This is a genomic window from Blastococcus sp. OS1-29 (genome assembly GCF_057628075.1).
The window spans coordinates 369,019-392,153 of the sequence record NZ_JBXXJK010000004.1; the positions used below are offsets into that span (position 1 = coordinate 369,019).

General features: G+C 69.2%; 16 protein-coding genes. 15 read left to right on the forward strand and 1 reads right to left on the reverse strand.

The genetic code is table 11. The annotated features are described in order from the left end of the window. The 10 genes from AC2H4J_RS12870 (at position 1) to AC2H4J_RS12915 (ending at position 16,687) form a co-directional block, all read left to right on the forward strand. The gene (locus AC2H4J_RS12870; RefSeq protein WP_487465271.1) at positions 1 to 1,368 is read left to right on the forward strand and encodes an MCE family protein; all 1,368 of its coding nucleotides are present in this window, start codon (positions 1 to 3) and stop codon (positions 1,366 to 1,368) included. After that, on the forward strand, positions 1,365 to 2,435 hold the full coding sequence (locus AC2H4J_RS12875; protein ID WP_487465272.1) for an MCE family protein: 1,071 nt from the start codon (positions 1,365 to 1,367) through the stop codon (positions 2,433 to 2,435). Before AC2H4J_RS12870 ends, AC2H4J_RS12875 begins: the two co-directional genes overlap by 4 nt. After that, positions 2,435 to 3,463 carry an MCE family protein gene (locus tag AC2H4J_RS12880; protein ID WP_487465273.1) on the forward strand — a complete coding sequence of 343 codons (1,029 nt, stop codon included), beginning with the start codon at positions 2,435 to 2,437 and terminating at the stop codon, positions 3,461 to 3,463. Before AC2H4J_RS12875 ends, AC2H4J_RS12880 begins: the two co-directional genes overlap by 1 nt. Next, entirely contained in the window at positions 3,463 to 4,710 is a 1,248-nt protein-coding gene (locus AC2H4J_RS12885) for an MCE family protein (RefSeq protein ID WP_487465274.1), read from the forward strand. Before AC2H4J_RS12880 ends, AC2H4J_RS12885 begins: the two co-directional genes overlap by 1 nt. Positions 4,711 to 4,721: 11 nt before the next feature. Continuing rightward, positions 4,722 to 6,005, forward strand: a complete 1,284-nt coding sequence (locus tag AC2H4J_RS12890; protein ID WP_487465275.1) for an MCE family protein — start codon at positions 4,722 to 4,724, stop codon at positions 6,003 to 6,005. Further along, on the forward strand, positions 6,002 to 7,279 hold the full coding sequence (locus tag AC2H4J_RS12895) for an MCE family protein (protein WP_487465276.1): 1,278 nt from the start codon (positions 6,002 to 6,004) through the stop codon (positions 7,277 to 7,279). The genes AC2H4J_RS12890 and AC2H4J_RS12895 overlap by 4 nt, the downstream gene beginning before the upstream one ends. Before the next feature lie 64 nt (positions 7,280 to 7,343). After that, positions 7,344 to 8,033 (forward strand): hypothetical protein, encoded by a 690-nt coding sequence (locus tag AC2H4J_RS12900; protein ID WP_487465277.1) that lies wholly within the window; start codon positions 7,344 to 7,346, stop codon positions 8,031 to 8,033. Continuing rightward, the gene (locus AC2H4J_RS12905; RefSeq protein WP_487465278.1) at positions 8,026 to 8,814 is read left to right on the forward strand and encodes a hypothetical protein; all 789 of its coding nucleotides are present in this window, start codon (positions 8,026 to 8,028) and stop codon (positions 8,812 to 8,814) included. The genes AC2H4J_RS12900 and AC2H4J_RS12905 overlap by 8 nt, the downstream gene beginning before the upstream one ends. A 393-nt stretch (positions 8,815 to 9,207) precedes the next feature. Further along, complete coding sequence (rpoB, locus tag AC2H4J_RS12910; RefSeq protein WP_487465279.1) at positions 9,208 to 12,693, forward strand: DNA-directed RNA polymerase subunit beta; 3,486 nt, start codon at positions 9,208 to 9,210, stop codon at positions 12,691 to 12,693. 88 nt (positions 12,694 to 12,781) lie between these two features. After that, positions 12,782 to 16,687 carry a DNA-directed RNA polymerase subunit beta' gene (locus AC2H4J_RS12915; protein WP_487465280.1) on the forward strand — a complete coding sequence of 1,302 codons (3,906 nt, stop codon included), beginning with the start codon at positions 12,782 to 12,784 and terminating at the stop codon, positions 16,685 to 16,687. Positions 16,688 to 16,821: 134 nt separating this feature from the next. On the opposite strand, the gene AC2H4J_RS12920 is transcribed toward AC2H4J_RS12915, so the two are convergent. After that, entirely contained in the window at positions 16,822 to 17,925 is a 1,104-nt protein-coding gene (locus AC2H4J_RS12920; protein WP_487465281.1) for an LLM class F420-dependent oxidoreductase, read from the reverse strand. 507 nt (positions 17,926 to 18,432) lie between these two features. On the opposite strand from AC2H4J_RS12920, the gene rpsL reads away from it, so the two are divergent. From rpsL to rpsJ, 5 genes are all read left to right on the forward strand, one after another. Further along, positions 18,433 to 18,807 (forward strand): 30S ribosomal protein S12, encoded by a 375-nt coding sequence (rpsL, locus tag AC2H4J_RS12925; protein ID WP_012950487.1) that lies wholly within the window; start codon positions 18,433 to 18,435, stop codon positions 18,805 to 18,807. Then, entirely contained in the window at positions 18,807 to 19,277 is a 471-nt protein-coding gene (gene rpsG / locus AC2H4J_RS12930; protein ID WP_487465282.1) for a 30S ribosomal protein S7, read from the forward strand. Before rpsL ends, rpsG begins: the two co-directional genes overlap by 1 nt. An 81-nt stretch (positions 19,278 to 19,358) precedes the next feature. Continuing rightward, the gene (fusA, locus tag AC2H4J_RS12935) at positions 19,359 to 21,455 is read left to right on the forward strand and encodes an elongation factor G (RefSeq protein ID WP_487465283.1); all 2,097 of its coding nucleotides are present in this window, start codon (positions 19,359 to 19,361) and stop codon (positions 21,453 to 21,455) included. Between the two features lie 78 nt (positions 21,456 to 21,533). After that, positions 21,534 to 22,727, forward strand: a complete 1,194-nt coding sequence (gene tuf / locus AC2H4J_RS12940; RefSeq protein WP_487465284.1) for an elongation factor Tu — start codon at positions 21,534 to 21,536, stop codon at positions 22,725 to 22,727. A gap of 100 nt (positions 22,728 to 22,827) precedes the next feature. Beyond that, a complete protein-coding gene (rpsJ, locus tag AC2H4J_RS12945) occupies positions 22,828 to 23,133 on the forward strand; it encodes a 30S ribosomal protein S10 (protein WP_014377994.1) in 306 nt (101 codons plus the stop codon). Positions 23,134 to 23,135: the final 2 nt, after the last annotated feature.

Here is a 23,135-nt window from a genome sequence, read left to right on the forward strand (position 1 = left end):
ATGAGCAAGAAGATCCGCATCCGGCTGCAGGGCGTGGCGTTCCTCGTCGTCCTGGCACTGCTGCTGGGCCTGGCGGTCGCCACGTACCAGAAGGCCTTCGCCACCGTCGCCCACGTGACCCTGAAGACCGACACCGCCGGCAACCAGCTGCAGGAGGCCTCCGACGTCAAGGTGCGCGGGGTGATCGTCGGCGAGGTCCGCAGCGTGGCGGCCAGCACCGAGGGCGCCACCATCGACCTGGCCATCAACCCCGACTACCTCGACGAGATCCCCGCCGACGTCAGCGCCCGGCTGCTGCCCAAGACGCTGTTCGGTGAGCGCTTCGTCAACCTGCAGATCCCCGACAGCCCCAGCCAGAAGAGGCTCGCCGACGGCGACGTCATCGGCCAGGACCGGAGCTCGAACGCCATCGAGCTGCAGAAGGTCATCGACGACACCCTCCCGCTGCTGCAGGCCGTGCAGCCGCAGGACCTCTCCTACACCCTCGGCGCGGTGGCCGACGCACTGCGGGGTCGCGGGAAGTCCCTGGGCGAGAACCTCGCCGCCACCGGCGAGTACTTCGGCCAGGTCAACACGGTGCTGCCGCAGCTGCAGGCCGACATCTCCGAGCTCGCCGACTTCGCCGACACCTACCAGGGGGCCGCGGACGACCTGCTCGCCGTCCTGGACAACCTGTCGATCGTGAACAAGACGCTGGTCGACCAGAAGGAGCAGCTGCGCCGCACGTTCACCGTCGTGGACGCGTCCTCGAACGTGACGGCGGCCTTCCTGGAGACCAACGAGCAGAACCTGATCTCACTGGCCCAGACCTCCCGGCCGGTGCTCGGGGTGTTCGCCAAGTACTCGCCCGAGTACCCCTGCCTGCTCAACGGCCTGACGCGGTTCAACCCGATGATCAGCGAGGCCTTCGGCGCCGACGGCGACCCCGCGCTGAACTTGAACATCACGGTCAGCCTGCCGCCGCGCAACCCCTACGTGCCCGGTGACCAGCCGCAGTACGCCGACCAGAGCGGCCCCGACTGCCGAGGACTGGACAACATCGACGCGATCATCGCCGCGGCCCAGCACAACGAGTACTACTGCCCGAACGCGCCGGCCGACGGGGTGAACTCCGCCGACAACCCGACGACGGGCAACCCCAACTGCCTCGGCGGGAGCGGGCCCAAGGACGTGCCGCCGGGCGCGGGCAATCCCGACCCGGGGGCGGGGCAGTCCCTGCCGTTCCACCTGGCCGGCTCGACCGCGGAACTGGACTTCGTGCGCAGCATCCTCGCCTACCAGACCGGGTTGAAGCCGGGCCAGGTCTCGGACCTGGCCGCCTCCACGATGGCGCCCCTGCTGCGCGGGACGCAGGTGATGCTGCGATGAAGGGACAACTGCGCGGCCTCACCGGCCCGCTGGTCAAGCTGGTGATCTTCGGGCTGGTGACGGTGCTGGCGAGCTACGTGCTGATCAGCACGATCACCAACGCCGGCTACGGCAAGCAGCTCACCTACAAGGCCCAGTTCACCGACGTCGCCGGTCTCGTCGCGGGCGACGAGGTGCGCATCGCGGGCGTCCGGGTCGGCCAGGTCACCGGCATCGGCCTGTCCGCGAAGCAGGACCGGCCGACCGCCGAGGTCACCCTGGAGGTCAGCGCGGACGTCCCGGTGCCCGCGGCCGTTCAGGCCACGATCAAGTACCGCAACCTCGTCGGCCAGCGCTACATCGCGCTGACCGAGGGGAAGGGGTCAGGCGGCCGGACGCTTCGCGACGGCGGCGTCATCCCGCTGGCCCAGACGAAGCCGGCACTCGACCTCACGACGCTGTTCGGCGGGTTCCGGCCCCTGCTGCAGGCGCTGTCGCCGGCAGACATGAACCGCGTGTCCTTCGAGATCATCCAGGTCTTCCAGGGCGAGGGCGGCACGGTGGAGAGCCTGCTGAACCACGTCGCCTCGCTGACCAGCTCGCTGGCGGACAAGGACGCCGTCATCGGCAATGTCATCGACAACCTGAACACGGTCATGGGCCATGTCGCCGCGCGCGATCAGCAGCTGTCGGACCTCGTCGTGAGCCTCCAGCAGTTCGTGACGGGGCTGGCCGGCGACAAGGACGCCATCTTCAACTCGCTGCAGACGATCGACACCCTGGCGACGACGACCAGCGGTTTCCTCGCCGACGCCCGCCCGCCGCTGGCTGCGGACATCCAGGGGCTCGGGCAGCTGTCGAGCAACCTCGCCGACAGCGGTGACGTGCTCGAGGGCTTCCTCAAGCTGGCCCCGATGAAGATCGACTCGATCACCCGAACCGCGATCAACGGCAGCTGGTTCAACTTCTTCATGTGCAGCGCCTCGGGCTACGTCGTCGTCCCCGCGACCGGGCCCGGCGGCACCGAGACCGGCGTGCAGATCCCGGCGGGCAGCGGCCTGAACAACGGCGAGAGGGGGTGTCGGTGATGGCTCGTGAGTCCAAGCCCTTCCGCGATCGGAACCCGGTGATCATCGGCGCCATCAGCCTCACCGTGATCGCCCTGCTGGTGTTCCTCGCCTTCAACGCGCAGTCGCTGCCCCTGATCGGTGGCGGCACCGTCTACCGCGCGCAGTTCTCCGAGGCCGCCGGCCTGCAGCCCGACGACCCGGTCCGGGTCGCGGGGGTGAAGGTCGGCAAGGTGGAGAGCCTGGCGCTCGAGCACGGCGCGGTGACCGTCGAGTTCCGGGTGTCCGACGCGTTCGTCGGCGACCGGTCCGAGGCGGCCATCAAGATCGAGACGGTGCTCGGTGCGAAGTACCTGGCGCTCGTCCCGCGGGGCAGCACCGCACTGGACCCGGACAAGCCGATCCCGCTGGACCGCACCGCCTCGCCGTACGACGTCGTCGAGGCCTTCGCCGACCTGTCGACCACGGTGGAGCAACTGGACACCACGCAGCTGGCGAGCTCCTTCGAGGTGCTGTCGCAGACGTTCGCGAACACCCCCGAGGAGGTGCGCACCTCCCTGCAGGGGCTGGCGCGGCTGTCGGACACGATCTCCTCCCGCGACGCCCAGCTGGGCCAGCTGCTGTCGGCCACGCGCCAGGTCAGCCAGGTGCTGGCCGACCGCAACGGTGAGTTCACCCGGCTCATCGAGGACTCCAACGTGCTGCTCACCGAGGTGCAGCGGCGCCGCGAGCTGATCGACTCGATCCTGACGAGCACCCAGGAGCTGTCCAAGCAGCTGTCGGGCCTGGTGGCCGACAACCGCGCGACGCTGACGCCGGCGCTGCAGCAGCTGTCCACGGTCACCGACATCCTGTCCCGCAACCGGGCGGCGCTCGCGCAGACGGTCAACAACCTGGCGCCGTTCGTGCGGGTCTTCACCAACACCCTGGGCAACGGCCGCTGGTTCGACAGCTTCGTCGACAACCTGCTGCCGGCCGTCGTCGGCGGGATCGTCTGCGGCGGCGCCGCACAGACACCGCTCCCCGTGGGCTGTACGGAGGGCAACTGATGAGCGGCACCTTGCAGCGTGGCGTGGCGGTCGCGGCCACCCTCGTCCTGCTGGCTGCGCTGGGCTGGACGATCCTGCGGCCCGCGGGCCAGTACCGGGTCACGGCCTGGTTCACCCAGACGGTCGGCCTGTACCCCGGTTCCGACGTCCGCGTGCTCGGCATCCCCATCGGCACCGTCAGCGACGTCGTCCCCGAGGGCGACAAGGTCAGGGTGCAGATGCTGATCGACGACGCCTACGACATCCCTGCCAAGGCGGACGCGGTCGTCCTCGCCCCGTCGCTGGTGTCCGACCGGTACGTGCAGTTCGCGCCGGTCTACGACGGCGGGGAGAAGATGAAGGACGGCGCGAAGGTGCCGCTGGAGCGCACCGCCACCCCGGTCGAGCTCGACCAGGTCTACGGCGCCCTCGACGAGCTGTCGGCCGCTCTGGGTCCCAACGGTGCCAACAAGAACGGCGCGCTGTCGGACCTCGTCGACGTCGGCGCGGCCAACCTCGACGGCAACGGCGCGGCGCTCAACCGCACGCTCAAGGGCTTCTCGCAGGCCGTCGAGACCCTGTCCGACCACCGGAACGACCTGTTCGCGTCCCTGGACAACCTGCAGACGTTCACCACCGCCCTGGCCTCCATCGACGCGCAGGTGGGCCAGTTCAACCAGAACATGACCGCCGTCGCCGCCCAGCTCGCCCAGGAACGCGCCGACCTCGCGTCGGCGGTCACCCTCCTGAACAAGGCGCTGGCCGACGTCTCCGGCTTCGTGCAGGCCAACCGGACCCTGCTGACGACGAACGTCAACCGCCTCGCGGACGTCACGCTGGCCCTCGTGCAGCAGCGGCAGGCCCTCGCCGAGGTGCTGGACGTCGCGCCCGCCGCCCTGGGCAACCTGTCGCACGCCTACAACCCCGACTACGGCACGCTCGACACCCGCGACAACTCGGTGGGCTCGACCTCCCCGGAGGTCATCGTCTGCCAGATCCTCGCGGCGACGGGGCGGGTGACGATCAAGGATCTGCCCCTCCCGGACCCGACGCTGCCGGTCCCGGTGCCGCTGCCGACGACGCCGGAGGGCATCTGCGCCCGGCTGCTGTCCGGTGACGCCAACGCCGACAACGTGCCCGACGACGCCAACGGCAACAACATCCCCGACCTGCAGGAGCTGCTCACCCTGATCAACGGGGGTGGCGCCGGCGGCGGCGCGGGCGGCCGGCAGATCGTCGGACTGCCGTCGATCGGGGGACAGGGATGAACCGCGCAACGGTGCGATCCCGCCTGCGGCGGCTCGCCGCCCTGGTCACGCTGGCCACGCTGCTGGCCGGCTGCGGCTTCCGCGGCGCCTACTCCTTCAACCTGCCCGGCGGCGCCGACGTCGGCAGCGACCCGTACACCGTTCAGGTGGCCTTCCTCGACGTGCTCGACCTGGTGCCGCAGTCCGGTGTCAAGGTGGCCGACGTGCCGGTCGGACGGGTCGACAAGATCGAACTGCGGAAGGACTGGACGGCGCTGGTCACCCTCACGGTCAACGGCGACGTGGACCTCCCGGCGAACGCCGTGGCCAAGATCCAGCAGTCGTCGCTGCTGGGGGAGAAGTTCATCGAGCTCGCCGCCCCGGGCAACGAGAAGCCGGAGGGCACGCTGCGTCAGCACCCCCACATCCCGCTGGAGCGGACCAACCGGAACGTCGAGGTGGAGGAGCTCCTCGGCGCGCTGTCCCTTGTCCTCAACGGAGGCGGGCTGGCCCAGCTGCAGACCATCAACCGGGAGCTGGGGGAGGCGCTGCAGGGCCGCGAGGCCGCCGTCCGCAGCACGCTGACCCAGCTCGACACGTTCATCGGCGGCCTCGACGTCCAGAAGTCCGAGATCAACCGGGCGCTGGACAGCGCGAACACCCTCGCCGACACCCTGGCGTCGCGCACCACCACGATCGACACCGCCCTGGCCGACATCGGCCCGGGCCTGGACGTGATCAACCAGCAGCGCGACCTGCTCGTCTCGATGCTGCAGGGCCTGGCCCGGCTCGGTGACGTGGGGACGCGGATCATCAACCAGTCCTCGGCCGACACCGTCGCCGACCTGAAGCTGCTCCAGCCGATCCTCACGCAACTGGCCGCGGCCGGGCCGGACCTCGCCGGCTCGCTGGACCTGCTGATCACGTACCCGTTCCCCGCCAGCTCGGTGATCGGCACCGGTCACGGTGGCGCCACCCCGCTCAACTACCGGCAGGACCAGCGGACGGGCGGGTACGCGCTGTTCACCAACATGACGGCCTCGGTCGAGCTGGACCTCACCCAGACCCTCTGCCGATACGCCATCGACCCGGTGACCGGAGCCCTCAAGGTGCTGCGGCCCGAGGACGTCCCCACCGGCACCTGTGGCCAGGCCGGCACGCCGCCGGCCAACCAGGCGGCGGCGGCGACCGGCGGGTCCGGCGGCGGGGTCGGTCCGTTCACGACGCTGCCGGGGAACATCGTGGGCCAGGTGCCCGATCCGAAGGCGCCGACCGGCACCATCGGCGTGCCGGCGATCCCGGGGGTGACCGGATGATCACGCGCCGGACCAAGCTGCAGCTCATTGCGTTCGCCGTCGTGGCGGTGCTCGGCATGTCCTACCTCGGCTTCAAGTACGTCGGGCTGGACCGCGTGATCCTCGGCAGCGGCTACGACGTCGCCGCGGACTTCAAGGACTCCGGCGGCATCTTCGTCAACGCCGAGGTGACCTACCGCGGCGTCGCCGTGGGCCGGGTCACCGACATGAAGCTGATCGACGGAGGCGTCCGGGTGGTGCTGAGCATCGACCCCGGAGCGGACAAGATCCCGGCCTCGACCAAGGCGGTGGTGGCGACCCGCAGCGCCGTCGGTGAGCAGTACGTGCTGCTCAAGCCCGATGACGACAAGGGGCCCTATCTGAAGGACGGGTCGGTCATCCCGAAGAACCGCACCTCGATCCCGGTCCCGGTCGAGCAGCTGCTGCTCAACATGGACAAGCTCGTCGGCTCGCTGGACCAGGAGAACCTCCGGATCGTGGTCAACGAGCTCGGGCAGGCCTTCGCCGGCTCCGGCGACGACCTCGGCCGGCTGATCGACAACGGCAACCTGCTGCTCGCCCGTGCCGAGGAGTCGCTGCCGCAGACCCTCAAGCTGATCACCGACGGGCAGACGGTCCTCGACACCCAGAACGCCAACCGGTCGGCGATCCGCCAGTGGGCCTCGGACCTGCGGAAGGTGACCGACACGCTCGTCCAGATCGACCCGGACGTGCGGCAGCTCGTGGTGAACGCCCCCGACGCTGCCGGTGAGATCCAGCAGCTGGTGGACAATGCCGGACCAGGGCTGGGCTCGCTGGTCCGCAACCTGGACATCCTGAACAAGGTCACCATCCCGCGGCTGGACGGCGTCGAGCAGATGCTCGTCACGTATCCCGACGTCGTCTCGGGCGGCTTCACCGTCGTCCGCAACGACAGCGGCACGATGCGCGCCCACTTCGGGTTCGTGCTCAACGCCGACGATCCCCACGCCTGCATCAGCGGCTACCGGTCGACGGCGTCGACGCCGAGCCCGGGCGCCGTCGCGGCGGCCGACACCCGTAGCGTCACCTGCTCGGTGATCAACGGTGTCGACCCGAATCCGTCGGACGGGGTGAACGAGAACGGTTCCAACATCCGTGGCGAGCAGAACATCGGCCGCTCCGGGGGAGTGGGATCGGGCGGCCCGCAGAGCGGTGCGGCCGGCGGCACGGGGGCCCTCGGCGGTTCCAACCCATTGACCGATGCGCTGAACGGCATGCTGCACGCCAGCCCGTTCTCCAGCACCGCCGGCTGAGCACCGCACCGCCGGCACCGATGAGGAGACCAGCCACCGTGAGACGACGAGGAGGATCCAGCGCGTGACCAGCGATGCGCGGCCACGCCCGCAGGAGGAGGACACGCCGACCCTGGCGTCGACCGCCGACGAGACGCCGGCCCCCGAACCCCGGGCGACCGGTCCTGAGGCGACGGTGGAGACGGCCGCGGAGAAGGGGCGCCGTTCCCGCCGGCGTCCGGCAGACGACCCGGACGGTGGCGCGCCGACGGCCACCCGTCCGTCAGTGCCCCTCGTGCCGGTGCTCGCCGTCATCCTGGTGCTCCTGCTCGCCGGGGTGGGTTTCCTCTGGTTCACCCGCCCGGCGAAGTCGTCGGTCCGGACCGACGACTACGTCGAGGTCCTCCAGGCCGCCCGTTCCGGCGTCGTGGACATGACGTCGTTCGACTACCTGACCCTCGACGACGACCTCGAGCAGATCCGCCGGGTCACCACCGGCGACCTGAAGAAGGAGGCCGTCGACCAGCTCGACAGCCGGAGGCAGCAGATCACCGACTCGCAGGCGACGGTGAACACCGAGGTCGTCGGCGCGGGGGTCACCAGCGCCGGCGAGAAGAGCGCCACCGTGCTGCTGGTCATCCAGTCGACGCAGAAGAGCAGCGCGAGCGAGCAGGCGCAGGTCGTGCGCTACCGCATCCGGGTGGAGATGGAGAAGACGGGCGGCCGCTGGCTGCTCTCGGGCGTCGCGGGGACGGGGACCGGCAACAATGGCTGACACTCCTGACCGGACCAGCTCCGACGAGCGCCCCCGCCCCACGCCGCGCCCGCGGCCGGCCGCAGGGGCGCGACCCACGCCGCGCCCCCGCGTCGCCGGCAGCCGGCGGGAGCGCGAGGACGCGACCGCCGAGACGGCCCGACCGGCGGCCACGGCACGTCCGGCCACGTCGCGGAGCGAGCGGACCGGCTCGGCCGCCCTCTCCCGCGATCGCGGAACGGCCGCCGCCGAGGCCACGGCAGGCCGTCGTCCCTCCCGCGTGCCGGCGCTCGTCCTCGCGCTGCTGTGCGTGGCGGCGCTCGTCGCGGGCGGGCTGCTGATCCGGCAGCGGGTCGACCCCGGGTACGTCGACCCGACGATCTTCTCGGCGGCGCGCAGCGGTGTGCAGGCGCTCTACGCCTACGACTACAAGGACTCCGACGGCAGCATCAAGCGCAAGCTCGACGTGCTGACCGGCGACCTGCGCGACCAGTACAAGAAGGACCTCGGCCAGGGCGGCATCATCGACACCTACAAGCAGGTGTCGGCGACCACGAGCTACCAGGTCCTCGACGTCGGCCTGCAGCAGGTCAACGACGCCCAGGACACCGCGACCGTCGTCGTCTTCGGCGAGTACGTCGTGAAGTCGGTCAACACCGGTGAGCAGCCCGCCCCCCAGGGGTCGGAGTGCACCGTCACGGCCGACGGTGCCCAGTCGTGCACGCAGACGGTGCAGGTGCGGATCGCCAAGGTGAACGGGGACTGGAAGATCAACGACCTGACCCTGCTGACCACCAGCTGAGCCCCCTCCCGAGGCTCGGCCCGAGCGTGCGAGGGCTGAGAAGGAGGGGGTCCTTCTGGGCGTGGCGGTTACGCCGGACGCCCTCTACTGGCATCATGGTCGCGCACGCCCGTTGGTCCCATGCTCAGCACCGCCCGTCCCCCGGATGTGGCGCCGGTCGCACCCGGCCCCCCGGCGTGGACAGAGCGCTGGAGCAGGGGTAGGGTCTCCTGTTGCGCTGCCCTCTGACTGCTTGCCCGCCGAGACGGGTCACCAGGGGTGCCCGGGAGCAGGTTCCGGACACCCGTGGTCGGCCAACGGTCCGGGCCCGGTCAGGTGGACAGCTCCGCCATTACCGACGACGACCCCGCACAGTCCCGCCCGCACGTCGTGAGGTCCTTGGAAGGACGCATCTTGGCAGGCTCTCGCCCCACCAGCACGCCCACCCGCACCACCGAAAAGAACAGCGCAAGCGGCCCCCGAACCGGTGAGGCCGACCAGCAGAAGATCCCCGGCGCCCCGCTGCGCGTCTCCTTCGCGAAGATCCAGGAGCCTCTCGAGGTCCCGGACCTGCTCGCCCTGCAGACGGCGTCGTTCGACTGGCTCATCGGCAGCCCCGAGTGGCGCGCCACCCTCTCGCCCGAGGAGCAGGCCGACGCGGTCGGCGGCCTCGCCGAGATCCTCGAGGAGATCTCCCCGATCGAGGACTTCAGCGGCTCGATGTCGCTGTCCTTCTCCAACCCGCGCTTCGAGGACGTCAAGGCGTCCCTCGAGGAGTGCAAGGACAAGGACATGACCTACGCGGCGCCGCTGTTCGTCACGGCCGAGTTCATGAACAACACCACCGGCGAGATCAAGAGCCAGACGGTGTTCATGGGCGACTTCCCGATCATGACGAACAAGGGCACCTTCGTCATCAACGGGACCGAGCGCGTCGTCGTGTCCCAGCTCGTCCGCAGCCCGGGCGTCTACTTCGACAAGACTCTCGACAAGACGTCGGACAAGGACGTCTACAGCGCCAAGGTCATCCCCAGCCGCGGTGCGTGGCTGGAGTTCGACGTCGACAAGCGCGACACCGTCGGCGTCCGCATCGACCGCAAGCGCCGCCAGCCGGTCACCGTGCTGCTCAAGGCGCTCGGCTGGGGCGAGGACCGTATCCGCGAGCACTTCCAGTGGTCGCCGACCGTCCTCGCGACGCTGGAGAAGGACCACGTCGCCGGGCAGGACGAGGCGCTGCTCGACATCTACCGCAAGCTGCGTCCGGGCGAGCCGCCGACGCGTGAGTCCGCGCAGGCGCTGCTGGAGAACCTCTTCTTCAACCCGAAGCGCTACGACCTCGCGAAGGTCGGCCGCTACAAGGTGAACAAGAAGCTCGGCGTCTCCGTGCCGCAGAGCACCAGCACGCTGACCGAGGACGACATCGTCGCGACCATCGAGTACGTCGTGCGTCTCCACGCCGGCGAGCCCGAGCACGGCGTCGACGACATCGACCACTTCGGCAACCGTCGGCTGCGCACCGTCGGCGAGCTGATCCAGAACCAGATCCGGGTCGGCCTCTCCCGCATGGAGCGCGTCGTCCGCGAGCGGATGACGACCCAGGACGTCGAGGCGATCACGCCGCAGACCCTGATCAACATCCGGCCGGTCGTCGCCTCCATCAAGGAGTTCTTCGGCACCAGCCAGCTGTCCCAGTTCATGGACCAGACCAACCCGCTCGCGGGCCTGACCCACAAGCGCCGCCTGTCGGCGCTGGGTCCCGGCGGTCTGTCCCGTGAGCGGGCCGGCATGGAGGTCCGCGACGTGCACCCCAGCCACTACGGCCGGATGTGCCCGATCGAGACGCCGGAAGGCCCGAACATCGGCCTCATCGGCTCGCTGTCCTCGTTCGGCCGGGTCAACGCGTTCGGCTTCATCGAGACGCCGTACCGGAAGGTCGAGAACGGCACCGTCACCGACCAGATCGACTACCTGACCGCCGACGAGGAGGACCGCTTCGTCGTCGCGCAGGCCAACAGCCCGCTCGACGCGCAGGGTCGCCTCGCCGAGGAGCGCGTCCTGGTCCGCACCAAGGGCGGTGAGGTCGACTACCTCGCCCCCGAGAACGTGGACTACATGGACGTCTCCCCGCGGCAGATGACCTCGGTCGCCACGGCGATGATCCCGTTCCTCGAGCACGACGACGCCAACCGCGCGCTCATGGGCGCGAACATGCAGCGTCAGGCCGTCCCGCTGCTCCGCTCGGAGGCCCCGCTCGTGGGCACCGGCATGGAGCTGCGTGCCGCCGTCGACGCCGGCGACGTCGTGACCGCGGAGAAGGCCGGTGTGGTCGAGGACTCCACCGCCGACTACGTCACGGTCATGGCCGACGACGGCACCCGGCAGACCTACCGCCTGCTGAAGTTCCGCCGCTCGAACCAGGGGACGTCGATCAACCAGTCCCCGGTCGTCGAGGAGGGCCAGCGGGTCGAGGTCGGCCAGGTCATCGCCGACGGTCCGTGCACCGACCAGGGCGAGATGGCGCTGGGCAAGAACCTGCTCGTCGCCTTCATGCCGTGGGAGGGCCACAACTACGAGGACGCGATCATCCTGTCGCAGCGCCTCGTGCAGGACGACGTCCTGTCCTCGATCCACATCGAGGAGTTCGAGGTCGACGCCCGCGACACCAAGCTCGGTGCCGAGGAGATCACCCGGGACATCCCGAACGTCTCCGAGGAGGTCCTCGCCGACCTCGACGAGCGCGGCATCATCCGCATCGGTGCCGAGGTCGTCCCCGGCGACATCCTCGTCGGCAAGGTCACGCCCAAGGGCGAGACCGAGCTGACCCCCGAGGAGCGGCTGCTCCGCGCGATCTTCGGCGAGAAGGCGCGCGAGGTGCGCGACACGTCGCTGAAGGTCAAGCACGGTGAGTCCGGCAAGGTCATCGGCGTCCGCGTGTTCTCGCGCGAGGACGGCGACGAGCTGCCCGCCGGCGTCAACGAGCTGATCCGGGTCTACGTCGCCCAGATGCGCAAGATCTCCGACGGCGACAAGCTCGCCGGACGCCACGGCAACAAGGGCGTCATCTCGAAGATCCTGCCGCAGGAGGACATGCCGTTCCTCCCGGACGGCACCCCGGTGGACATCGTCCTCAACCCGCTCGGTGTGCCCGGCCGCATGAACGTCGGCCAGGTGCTCGAGATGCACCTCGGGTGGATCGCCAAGCAGGGCTGGCAGGTCGAGGGCACGCCGGACTGGGCCGCCAACCTTCCCGAGGTGGCGAAGTCGGCGGCCCCGGGCACCCGGACGGCGACGCCGGTGTTCGACGGCGCCAAGGAGGACGAGATCATCGGCCTGCTCGGTGCGACGACGCCCAACCGTGACGGCGACCGGATGGTCAAGCAGACCGGCAAGGCGCAGCTGTTCGACGGCCGCTCCGGGGAGCCCTTCCCCGAGCCGATCGCCGTGGGCTACGTCTACATCCTGAAGCTGCTGCACCTGGTCGACGACAAGATCCACGCCCGGTCGACCGGCCCGTACTCGATGATCACGCAGCAGCCGCTGGGTGGTAAGGCGCAGTTCGGTGGCCAGCGCTTCGGTGAGATGGAGTGCTGGGCGATGCAGGCCTACGGCGCGGCCTACGCGCTGCAGGAGCTGCTCACCATCAAGTCCGACGACATCCTGGGCCGCGTCAAGGTCTACGAGGCGATCGTCAAGGGCGAGAACATCCCCGAGCCGGGCATCCCGGAGTCGTTCAAGGTGTTGCTCAAGGAGCTCCAGTCGCTCTGCCTGAACGTGGAGGTCCTCTCCAGCGACGGCAACGCGATTGAGCTGCGCGACACCGACGACGAGGTCTTCCGGGCCGCGGAGGAGCTGGGCATCGACCTCAGCCGCCGCGAGCCGTCGAGCGTCGAGGACGTTTAGTCAGGTAGCCGGCCGGCCCGGGTTCGGGCCGGCCGGCTCCCCACCCACTTGGACATAGAAGAACTAGCCCCGGAAAGGGGTCATCACGTTGCTCGACGTCAACTTCTTCGATGAGTTGCGCATCGGCCTTGCCACCGGCGACGACATCCGCCAGTGGTCGCACGGTGAGGTGAAGAAGCCCGAGACCATCAACTACCGGACGCTGCGTCCGGAGAAGGATGGCCTCTTCTGCGAGAAGATCTTCGGTCCCACCCGGGACTGGGAGTGCTACTGCGGCAAGTACAAGCGCGTCCGGTTCAAGGGCATCATCTGCGAGCGCTGCGGCGTCGAGGTGACCCGGGCCAAGGTGCGCCGCGAGCGCATGGGCCACATCGAGCTCGCGGCTCCGGTCACCCACATCTGGTTCTTCAAGGGTGTTCCGTCGCGCCTGGGCTACCTGCTCGACCTGGCGCCCAAGGACCTCGAGAAGATCATCTACTTCGCGGCCTACCTGATCACCACGGTGGACGACGAGGCGCGGCACCGCGACCTCCCGACCATCGAGGCGGAGATCAGCGCCGAGAAGCACAACCTCGAGGACGCCCGCGACTCCACCGTCGAGGCGCGCCAGCAGAAGCTCGAGGCCGACCTCGCCGAGCTCGAGGCGGAGGGCGCCAAGTCCGACGTCCGCCGCAAGGTGCGCGAGGGTGGCGAGCGCGAGATGCGCCAGCTGCGCGACCGCGCCCAGCGCGAGATCGACCGCCTCGAGGAGGTGCTCGACACCTTCCGCAAGCTGGAGGTCAAGCAGCTCATCGCCGACGAGGGCCTCTACCGCGAGCTGCGCGACCGCTTCGGGGAGTACTTCGAGGGCGGCATGGGTGCCGCGGCGCTGCAGAAGCTGCTCGCCGACTTCGACCTCGACGCCGAGGCCGTGTCGCTGCGCGACACCATCCGCAACGGCAAGGGCCAGCGCAAGCTGCGCGCGCTGAAGCGGCTCAAGGTGGTCGCGGCGTTCCTGCAGACCCGCAACTCGCCCATGGGCATGGTGCTGGACTGCGTGCCGGTCATCCCGCCGGACCTGCGCCCGATGGTGCAGCTCGACGGTGGCCGCTTCGCCACCAGCGACATGAACGACCTGTACCGCCGCGTGATCAACCGGAACAACCGGCTCAAGCGGCTGCTCGACCTCGGCGCGCCCGAGATCATCGTGAACAACGAGAAGCGGATGCTCCAGGAGTCCGTGGACGCGCTGTTCGACAACGGCCGTCGCGGCCGGCCGGTCACCGGTCCGGGCAACCGTCCGCTGAAGTCCCTGAGCGACCTGCTCAAGGGCAAGCAGGGCCGGTTCCGCCAGAACCTGCTCGGCAAGCGCGTCGACTACTCCGGCCGTTCGGTCATCGTCGTCGGCCCGCAGCTGAAGCTGCACCAGTGCGGTCTGCCCAAGCAGATGGCGCTGGAGCTCTTCAAGCCCTTCGTCATGAAGCGGCTGGTCGACCTCAACCACGCGCAGAACATCAAGTCCGCCAAGCGGATGGTCGAGCGCGCGCGCCCCGTCGTGTGGGACGTGCTGGAGGAGGTCATCACCGAGCACCCGGTTCTGCTGAACCGCGCGCCCACGCTGCACCGTCTCGGCATCCAGGCCTTCGAGCCCCAGCTGGTCGAGGGCAAGGCCATCCAGATCCACCCGCTCGTCTGCACCGCGTTCAACGCGGACTTCGACGGTGACCAGATGGCGGTGCACCTGCCGCTGTCGGCCGAGGCGCAGGCCGAGGCCCGGATCCTGATGCTGAGCTCGAACAACATCCTGAGCCCGGCCGACGGTCGTCCGATCACCGCGCCGACCCAGGACATGGTGCTGGGCCTGTACCACCTGACGACCCTCGTGGCCTCGCCGGCCGAGGCCGATGGTGGCCAGCCGCACGCGTTCTCCTCGGCCGCCGAGGCGGTCATGGCGTACGACAAGGGCGCGCTGGGTCTGCAGGAGCGGGCCTGGATCCGCCTCGACGAGGTCTTCGGCGTCGACAACGGCTCGGTCAACGAGCCGTGGGAAGCGCCTGCGGACTGGACGCCGGGCGCACCCGCGCGCGTGCTCACCAGCCTGGGTCGGGTGCTGTTCAACGAGGCCCTGCCCGAGGACTACCGCTTCGTCAACTACCAGGTGCCGAAGAAGGAGCTCGGGGCGATCGTCAACGACCTCGCCGAGCGCTACCCCAAGGTGCAGGTCGCGGCGACGCTGGACGCGCTGAAGTCCGCCGGGTTCCACTGGGCCACCCGCGCCGGCATCACGATCGCCATCGACGACGTCGTCACGCCGCCGTCGAAGCAGGCGATCCTGGACCGGCACGAGGCCGAGGCCGCCAAGATCGAGAAGCAGTACGAGCGCGGTGTCATCACCGACACCGAGCGTCGTGGCGAGCTCATCGAGATCTGGACCCGCGCGCGGGCCGAGGTCAGCCAGGCGATGGTGGACAACTTCCCGACCACCAACCCGGTCTGGGTCATGGTCAACTCGGGCGCCCGAGGCAACATGATGCAGATCAGCCAGATCGCCGGTATGCGTGGTCTGGTCGCCAACCCGAAGGGCGAGATCATCCCGCGGCCGATCAAGGCCAACTTCCGGGAAGGTCTGTCGGTGCTGGAGTACTTCATCTCCACGCACGGTGCCCGCAAGGGTTTGGCCGACACCGCTCTGCGTACGGCCGACTCGGGCTACCTCACGCGTCGCCTGGTCGACGTCTCGCAGGACGTCATCATCCGCGAGGAGGACTGCGGGACCGAGCGCGGCGTCGTCATGCCGATCGGCACCGTCGTCGACGGCAAGGTCGTCCGTGACCCGCACGTGGAGACCAGCGTCTACGCCCGCGCCCTGGCTGCCGACGTGGTGGCCGAGGACGGGACGGTCATCGCACAGGCCAACTCCGACCTGGGCGACGTCCTGATCCAGACGCTGATCGACGCCGGTGTGTCCGAGGTCAAGGTCCGCGTGGTGCTCACCTGTGAGTCGCTGCTCGGTACCTGCGCCACCTGCTACGGCCGGTCGCTCGCGACCGGCAAGCTCGTCGACGTCGGCGAGGCGGTGGGCATCATCGCCGCGCAGTCGATCGGTGAGCCGGGTACGCAGCTGACGATGCGCACCTTCCACACCGGTGGTGTCGCGGGTGAGGACATCACCCACGGTCTGCCGCGTGTGGTGGAGCTCTTCGAGGCCCGCGTCCCCAAGGGCAAGGCGCCGATCGCCGAGCTGGCCGGCACGATCCGGGTGGAGGACGGCGAGCAGTTCCGCAAGCTCACCATCACCCCGGACGACGGCTCCGACGAGGTCGTCATCGACAAGCTGTCGCGCCGGTCGCGGCTGCGGGTCGAGGACGGCGCCCACGTCGAGGTCGGCGAGCAGCTCACCGAGGGTGCTGTGGACCCGCACGAGGTGCTGCGGATCATGGGCCCCCGCGAGGTGCAGCTGCACCTGGTCCGCGAGGTCCAGGAGGTCTACCGCAGCCAGGGCGTGTCGATCCACGACAAGCACATCGAGGTGATCATCCGCCAGATGCTGAAGCGGGTGACCATCATCGACTCGGGCGCCACGGAGTTCCTGCCGGGCGCGCTGGTCGAGCGGACGCTGTTCGAGACCGAGAACCGCCGCGTCGTCGCCGAGGGCGGCGAGCCGGCCTCGGCCCGTCCGGTCCTCATGGGCATCACCAAGGCCTCGCTCGCGACCGAGTCGTGGCTGTCGGCGGCGTCCTTCCAGGAGACGACGAAGGTCCTCACCGACGCCGCGATCCAGGGCAAGAGCGACAGCCTGCTCGGCCTGAAGGAGAACGTGATCATCGGCAAGCTGATTCCGGCGGGTACGGGCATCAGCCGCTACCGGAACATCACGGTCGAGCCGACCGAGGAGGCCCGCGCCGCGGTCTACACGATGGCCGGGTACGACGACGGGCAGTACTACAGCCCGGACGTCTTCGGTCAGGGCAGCGGCGAGGCCGTGCGCCTCGAGGAGTACGACTGGCGGGGCTGAGCGCCCTAGCTGAGTGACACAAGGGCCCCGCAGACCGGTCAGGTCTGCGGGGCCCTCGCTTTCGGGGTGCTGCACGCGCCTTCGGGGTCGTGCAGGACCCCTGGAGCGTGCACAACACCCCTGGAGCGGGCGGCTCAGCCGGCGAGGCGCTTCATCGTCTCCACGGTCCTCAGGCGGGCCTCACGGCTGCCGTCCAGCGGCTGGAGCATCAGGGTGCTCACGCCGGCCTCGGCGAAGGCGGCGATCCGCTCGGCCACGTAGGACTCGGGCCCGATGAGGGACGACGCCTTCACCAGCTCCAGCGGCACCGCGGCCGCGGCCTCGTCCTTCTTGCCGTCCAGGTAGAGGTCCTGGATCGTCTTCGCCTCGGCCTCGTACCCGTAGCGGACGGCGAGGTCGTTGTAGAAGTTCTTGCCGCGGGCGCCCATGCCGCCGATGTACAGGGCCAGCGCCGGCTTCACGAATTCCAGGAGCGGCTCGACGTCGTCCCCGATGGCGACCGGCACCCCGGTGATCACCTGCAGCTCACCGAGCGACGGGTCGCGCTTGGCCTTGCCCGCGGCGAGGAACTCGCCCCAGACGGATGCGGCCTTCTCCGGGTGGAAGAAGATCGGCTCCCACGCCTCGGCGATCTCGGCGGCGAGCTCGACGTTCTTGGGGCCGAGCGCGGCAAGCATCACGGGGATCCGGTCGCGGACAGGGGTGTTGATGAGCTTCAGCGGCTTGCCCAGGCCCGTGCCCTGGTCGGCGGGCAGCGGCACCGTGTACTTCTTGCCCTGGTGGTCCAGGCGGTCGCGGCGCCACACCTGGCGGCAGATCTCGACGACCTCGCGGGTGCGCTGCAGTGGAGCGTCGTAGGGGACGCCGTGCCAGCCCTCGATCACCTGCGGCCCGGAGGCGCCCAGGCCGAGGGTGAACCGGCCGCCGGACACGAAGTCGAGCCCGGCGGCGGTCATGGCGGTCAGGGCAGGAGTGCGGCTGTAGATCGGGAAGATGGCGCTGAGCAGCTCGACCCGCTCGGTGACCGCGGCGAGGTACCCCAGCTGGCTGACGGCGTCGAACGTGTACACCTCGGCCACCGCCGCGACGTCGAGACCCGCGGCCTCCAGGTCCCGGATCTCGGCTGCCGTCTCCTGGAACCCACCGCTGTAGCTGGCCTGGATGCCGATGCGCACGTGCCCTCCCGGGTCTCCCGGCACCACCGTTGGCGCCGCGAGCACGGTATCGGGCAGCGGCATGTCGCTCCGCACAGAGCACCCACCAGGCACCTCGGAGCGGTACCGTCGGCCGCGCCGCCCCAGAGCCCGGGACACGGACCACGGGCTGGGAAGAGAACCGGACGGCGGGCCGTTGGTCCCGGGTGTCGCCCGCTTCGGTGGGCGACAGTTGGCCGCTGGCCGTGCATGTGAGGTACCCGGCTTTGACCGGCCTCGGGCGCACGGGTATCGTGGTCAGCCGTGCCCAGGGTGCCCTGGGCCTGCTCCCGTTCGCGGTGCGCCTGGGTGGCCTCACGGCTGCCGGGGACCACCTTCCGGTTCACGCCGGTGGGTGGCGGCGCCGAGTCGCGAGGGGCGACCGATTCCGGTCCGACTTCATCGGCCGGTCCCGGGCTGGGCGACACGCCCGACCGCGGGGGCCGGACAATGGTTCGCGGCCGGGAACGGGTCAGGACCGGCACCAGGTACGACCAGCCCGCACCACACAGACAGCACCACCCCAGCGCAGGTAGGAGATCCAGGCCACCCATGCCCACGATCAACCAGCTGGTCCGCAAGGGCCGCGAGGACAAGGTCGAGAAGACCAAGACTCCGGCGCTGAAGGGTTCGCCCCAGCGTCGCGGAGTCTGCACGCGCGTCTACACGACGACGCCGAAGAAGCCGAACTCGGCGCTGCGCAAGGTCGCCCGCGTCCGGCTGACCAGCGGCATCGAGGTGACCGCCTACATCCCGGGTGTCGGCCACAACCTGCAGGAGCACTCGATGGTGCTCGTGCGCGGTGGCCGTGTGAAGGATCTGCCCGGCGTGCGCTACAAGATCATCCGCGGCTCGCTGGATACGCAGGGTGTCCGCAACCGCAAGCAGGCTCGTAGCCGCTACGGCGCGAAGAAGGAGAAGAGCTAATGCCGCGCAAGGGCCCCGCCCCGAAGCGTCCGCTCGTCGCCGACCCGGTGTACCAGTCGCCGCTGGTGACGCAGCTGGTCAACAAGGTCCTGGTGGACGGCAAGCGTTCGGTCGCCGAGGCGATCGTCTACGGCGCCCTCGAGGGTGCCCGCGCCAAGAGCGACACCGACCCGGTCGTCACGCTCAAGCGCGCGCTGGACAACGTGAAGCCGGCCCTCGAGGTCCGCAGCCGCCGCGTCGGTGGTGCGACCTACCAGGTCCCGGTCGAGGTCCGCGCCTCGCGCAGCACCACGCTGGGTCTGCGCTGGCTGATCCAGTACAGCCGGGCCCGTCGCGAGAAGACGATGACCGAGCGCCTCATGAACGAGCTGCTCGACGCGAGCAACGGTCTCGGTGCCGCGGTCAAGCGGCGCGAGGACACGCACAAGATGGCCGAGTCGAACAAGGCCTTCGCGCACTACCGCTGGTAACGCACCAGCGCCCGCCGTCGGCGGGACACCCGGGCGACCCCCGGCACCCGCACACGGAACCGAAACAAAGAGGAGTAAGAGATGGCCAAGAAGGCCGAGCTCGCCAAGACCCGCAACATCGGGATCATGGCGCACATCGACGCCGGCAAGACCACGACGACCGAGCGCATCCTCTTCTACACCGGTATCAACTACAAGATCGGTGAGGTCCACGACGGCGCGGCCACCATGGACTGGATGGAGCAGGAGCAGGAGCGCGGCATCACCATCACGTCCGCCGCGACGAAGTGCTCCTGGAACGGCTACGACATCAACATCATCGACACCCCCGGGCACGTCGACTTCACCGTCGAGGTGGAGCGGTCGCTGCGGGTGCTCGACGGTGCCGTCGCCGTCTACGACGGTGTCGCGGGCGTGGAGCCGCAGACCGAGCAGGTCTGGCGGCAGGCCGAGAAGTACGGCGTCCCGCGCATGTGCTTCGTCAACAAGCTCGACCGCACCGGTGCGAACTTCTTCCGCTGCGTCGACATGATGGTCGAGCGTCTGGGTGCGAACCCGCTGGTGCTGCAGATCCCGATCGGTGCCGAGGCCGACTTCATCGGCGTCGTCGACCTGGTCCAGATGAAGGCCCTCACGTGGCGCGGCGAGACCAAGCTCGGTGAGGACTACACGGTCGAGGAGATCCCGGCCGAGCTGGCCGACCAGGCCGCGGAGTACCGCGAGAAGCTCCTCGAGGGCATCTCCGACTTCGACGACTCGATCATGGAGTCCTACCTCGGCGGCGAGGACATCTCGGTCGACACCATCAAGGCGGCGATCCGGAAGGCGACCATCGCCGGCCAGGTCAACCCGGTCGTGACGGGTTCCGCGTTCAAGAACAAGGGCGTCCAGCCCATGCTCGACGCGGTCACCGACTACCTGCCCAGCCCGCTCGACATCGAGGCCATCGTCGGCACGGCGCTGGACGGCGAGACCGAGGTCCTGCGCCACGCCGACGAGGACGAGCCGTTCTCGGCGCTGGCGTTCAAGATCCAGACCGACCAGCACCTGGGCAAGCTGACCTACATCCGGGTCTACTCCGGCAAGCTGGACGCCGGGTCCCCCGTGCTGAACAGCACGAAGGACCGCAAGGAGCGGGTCGGCAAGATCTACCAGATGCACGCCAACAAGCGCGAAGAGCGCCAGGGCGTGGGCGCCGGCGAGATCGTCGCCGTCAACGGCATGAAGAACACGACCACGGGTGACACCCTCTGCGACCCGCAGAAGCCGGTGATCCTCGAGTCGATGACCTTCCCCGCGCCGGTCATCTCGGTGGCCATCGAGCCGAAGACCAAGAGCGACCAGGAGAAGCTGGGCACGGCCATCCAGAAGCTGGCCGAGGAGGACCCGACGTTCCAGGTCCGCCTCGACGAGGAGACCGGTCAGACGGTCATCTCGGGCATGGGCGAGCTGCACCTGGAGATCCTGGTCGACCGCATGCGGCGTGAGTTCAACGTCGAGGCGAACGTCGGCAAGCCGCAGGTGGCCTACCGCGAGACGATCCGCAAGGCCGTCGAGCGCTACGACTACACGCACAAGAAGCAGACGGGTGGCTCCGGCCAGTTCGCGAAGGTGCAGATCGCCATCGAGCCGCTCGAGATGGGCGGCGACTCGGCGACCTACGAGTTCGAGAACAAGGTCACCGGTGGGCGCATCCCCCGCGAGTACATCCCGTCGGTCGACCAGGGCATGCAGGACGCCATGCAGTACGGCGTGCTGGCCGGCTACCCCATGGTCGGCGTCAAGGCCACCCTGCTCGACGGGGCGTACCACGAGGTCGACTCTTCGGAGATGGCCTTCAAGATCGCCGGCTCGATCGCCTTCAAGGAGGCCGCCCGCAAGGCCAGCCCGGCCCTGCTCGAGCCGCTGATGGCCGTCGAGGTCGTCACCCCGGAAGAGAACATGGGTGACGTCATCGGCGACCTGAACTCCAGGCGCGGAACCATCCAGGCGATGGACGAGCGCTCCGGCGCTCGCGTCGTCAAGGCCCTGGTGCCGCTCTCGGAGATGTTCGGCTACGTGGGCGACCTGCGCAGCCGCACCCAGGGACGGGCGAGCTACACCATGGTGTTCGACTCGTATGCCGAGGTTCCGTCCAACGTGGCCAAGGAGATCATCGCCAAGGTCACGGGCGAATAGCCCCGGCACCACCCGAGCACTGCCCGCAATCCCCCTAGACACGCGCACGACTGCGAAAGACACGGAGAGAGGAACCCAGTGGCCAAGGCCAAGTTCGAGCGGACCAAGCCGCACGTCAACATCGGCACCATCGGGCACATCGACCATGGGAAGACGACGCTCACCGCGGCGATCACCAAGGTCCTGCACGACAAGTTCCCGAACCTCAACGAGGCGTCCGCCTTCGACTCGATCGACAAGGCGCCCGAGGAGAAGGCCCGCGGCATCACGATCTCGATCGCGCACGTCGAGTACCAGACCGAGGCTCGGCACTACGCGCACGTCGACTGCCCCGGGCACGCCGACTACATCAAGAACATGATCACCGGTGCCGCCCAGATGGACGGCGCGATCCTGGTGGTCGCCGCGACCGACGGCCCGATGCCGCAGACCAAGGAGCACGTCCTCCTGGCCCGCCAGGTCGGCGTCCCCTACATCGTCGTGGCCCTCAACAAGGCCGACATGGTCGACGACGAGGAGATCCTGGAGCTCGTCGAGCTCGAGGTCCGCGAGCTGCTCTCCGAGTACGAGTTCCCGGGCGACGACGTCCCCGTGGTCCGCGTCTCGGCGCTCAAGGCGCTCGAGGGCGACAAGGAGTGGGGCGACAAGCTCATGGAGCTCATGGACGCGGTCGACACCGCGATCCCCGAGCCCGAGCGTGAGATCGACAAGCCGTTCCTCATGCCCGTCGAGGACGTCTTCACGATCACCGGTCGCGGTACGGTCGTCACCGGTCGCGTCGAGCGTGGCATCGTCAAGGTCTCCGAGGAGATCGAGATCGTCGGTATCCGCGAGGGTTCGACGAAGACGACCGTCACCGGCGTCGAGATGTTCCGCAAGCTGCTCGACCAGGGTCAGGCCGGTGACAACGTCGGGCTGCTCCTCCGTGGCATCAAGCGCGAGGACGTCGAGCGCGGCCAGGTCGTCGTGAAGCCCGGTTCGATCACCCCGCACACCAACTTCGAGGGTTCGGTCTACATCCTCTCGAAGGACGAGGGTGGCCGTCACACGCCGTTCTTCAACAACTACCGTCCCCAGTTCTACTTCCGGACGACGGACGTGACCGGCGTGGTGACCCTGCCCGCCGGCACCGAGATGGTCATGCCCGGCGACAACACCGAGATGACGGTGGAGCTGATCCAGCCCATCGCCATGGAGGAGGGCCTTCGGTTCGCCATCCGTGAGGGTGGCCGCACCGTCGGCGCCGGCCGCGTCACCAAGATCCTCAAGTAACACCCCCGGCGGGCGGCGGCCGGTCCAGGCCGCCGCCCGTCACCGGGTCAGCAGACCCACTCGAACTTTCACAACCGATCGGCAGGAGCAGAAGACAGCGATGGCGGGACAGAAGATCCGCATCCGGCTGAAGGCCTACGACCACGAGGCCATCGACGCCTCGGCGCGACGCATCGTGGAGACGGTCACCAAGACCGGAGCGCGAGTGGTCGGCCCGGTGCCTCTGCCGACGGAGAAGAACGTGTACGCGGTGATCCGTTCGCCGCACAAGTACAAGGACTCGTTCGAGCACTTCGAGATGCGCACGCACAAGCGGCTCATCGACATCCTCGACCCGACGCCGAAGACGGTCGACGCGCTCATGCGCATCGACCTGCCGGCCTCGGTCGACGTCAACATTCAGTAAGG

Bases quoted from the DNA above. Each gene is read 5' to 3' on its own strand.
- AC2H4J_RS12870 (WP_487465271.1), top strand. From the start codon at position 1: ATGAGCAAGAAGATCCGCATCCGGCTGCAGGGCGTGGCGTTCCTCGTC.
- AC2H4J_RS12875 (WP_487465272.1), top strand. From the start codon at position 1,365: ATGAAGGGACAACTGCGCGGCCTCACCGGCCCGCTGGTCAAGCTGGTG.
- AC2H4J_RS12880 (WP_487465273.1), top strand. From the start codon at position 2,435: ATGGCTCGTGAGTCCAAGCCCTTCCGCGATCGGAACCCGGTGATCATC.
- AC2H4J_RS12885 (WP_487465274.1), top strand. From the start codon at position 3,463: ATGAGCGGCACCTTGCAGCGTGGCGTGGCGGTCGCGGCCACCCTCGTC.
- AC2H4J_RS12895 (WP_487465276.1), top strand. From the start codon at position 6,002: ATGATCACGCGCCGGACCAAGCTGCAGCTCATTGCGTTCGCCGTCGTG.
- AC2H4J_RS12905 (WP_487465278.1), top strand. From the start codon at position 8,026: ATGGCTGACACTCCTGACCGGACCAGCTCCGACGAGCGCCCCCGCCCC.
- AC2H4J_RS12920 (WP_487465281.1), bottom strand. From the start codon at position 17,925: ATGCCGCTGCCCGATACCGTGCTCGCGGCGCCAACGGTGGTGCCGGGA.
- rpsL (WP_012950487.1), top strand. From the start codon at position 18,433: ATGCCCACGATCAACCAGCTGGTCCGCAAGGGCCGCGAGGACAAGGTC.
- rpsG (WP_487465282.1), top strand. From the start codon at position 18,807: ATGCCGCGCAAGGGCCCCGCCCCGAAGCGTCCGCTCGTCGCCGACCCG.
- fusA (WP_487465283.1), top strand. From the start codon at position 19,359: ATGGCCAAGAAGGCCGAGCTCGCCAAGACCCGCAACATCGGGATCATG.
- rpsJ (WP_014377994.1), top strand. From the start codon at position 22,828: ATGGCGGGACAGAAGATCCGCATCCGGCTGAAGGCCTACGACCACGAG.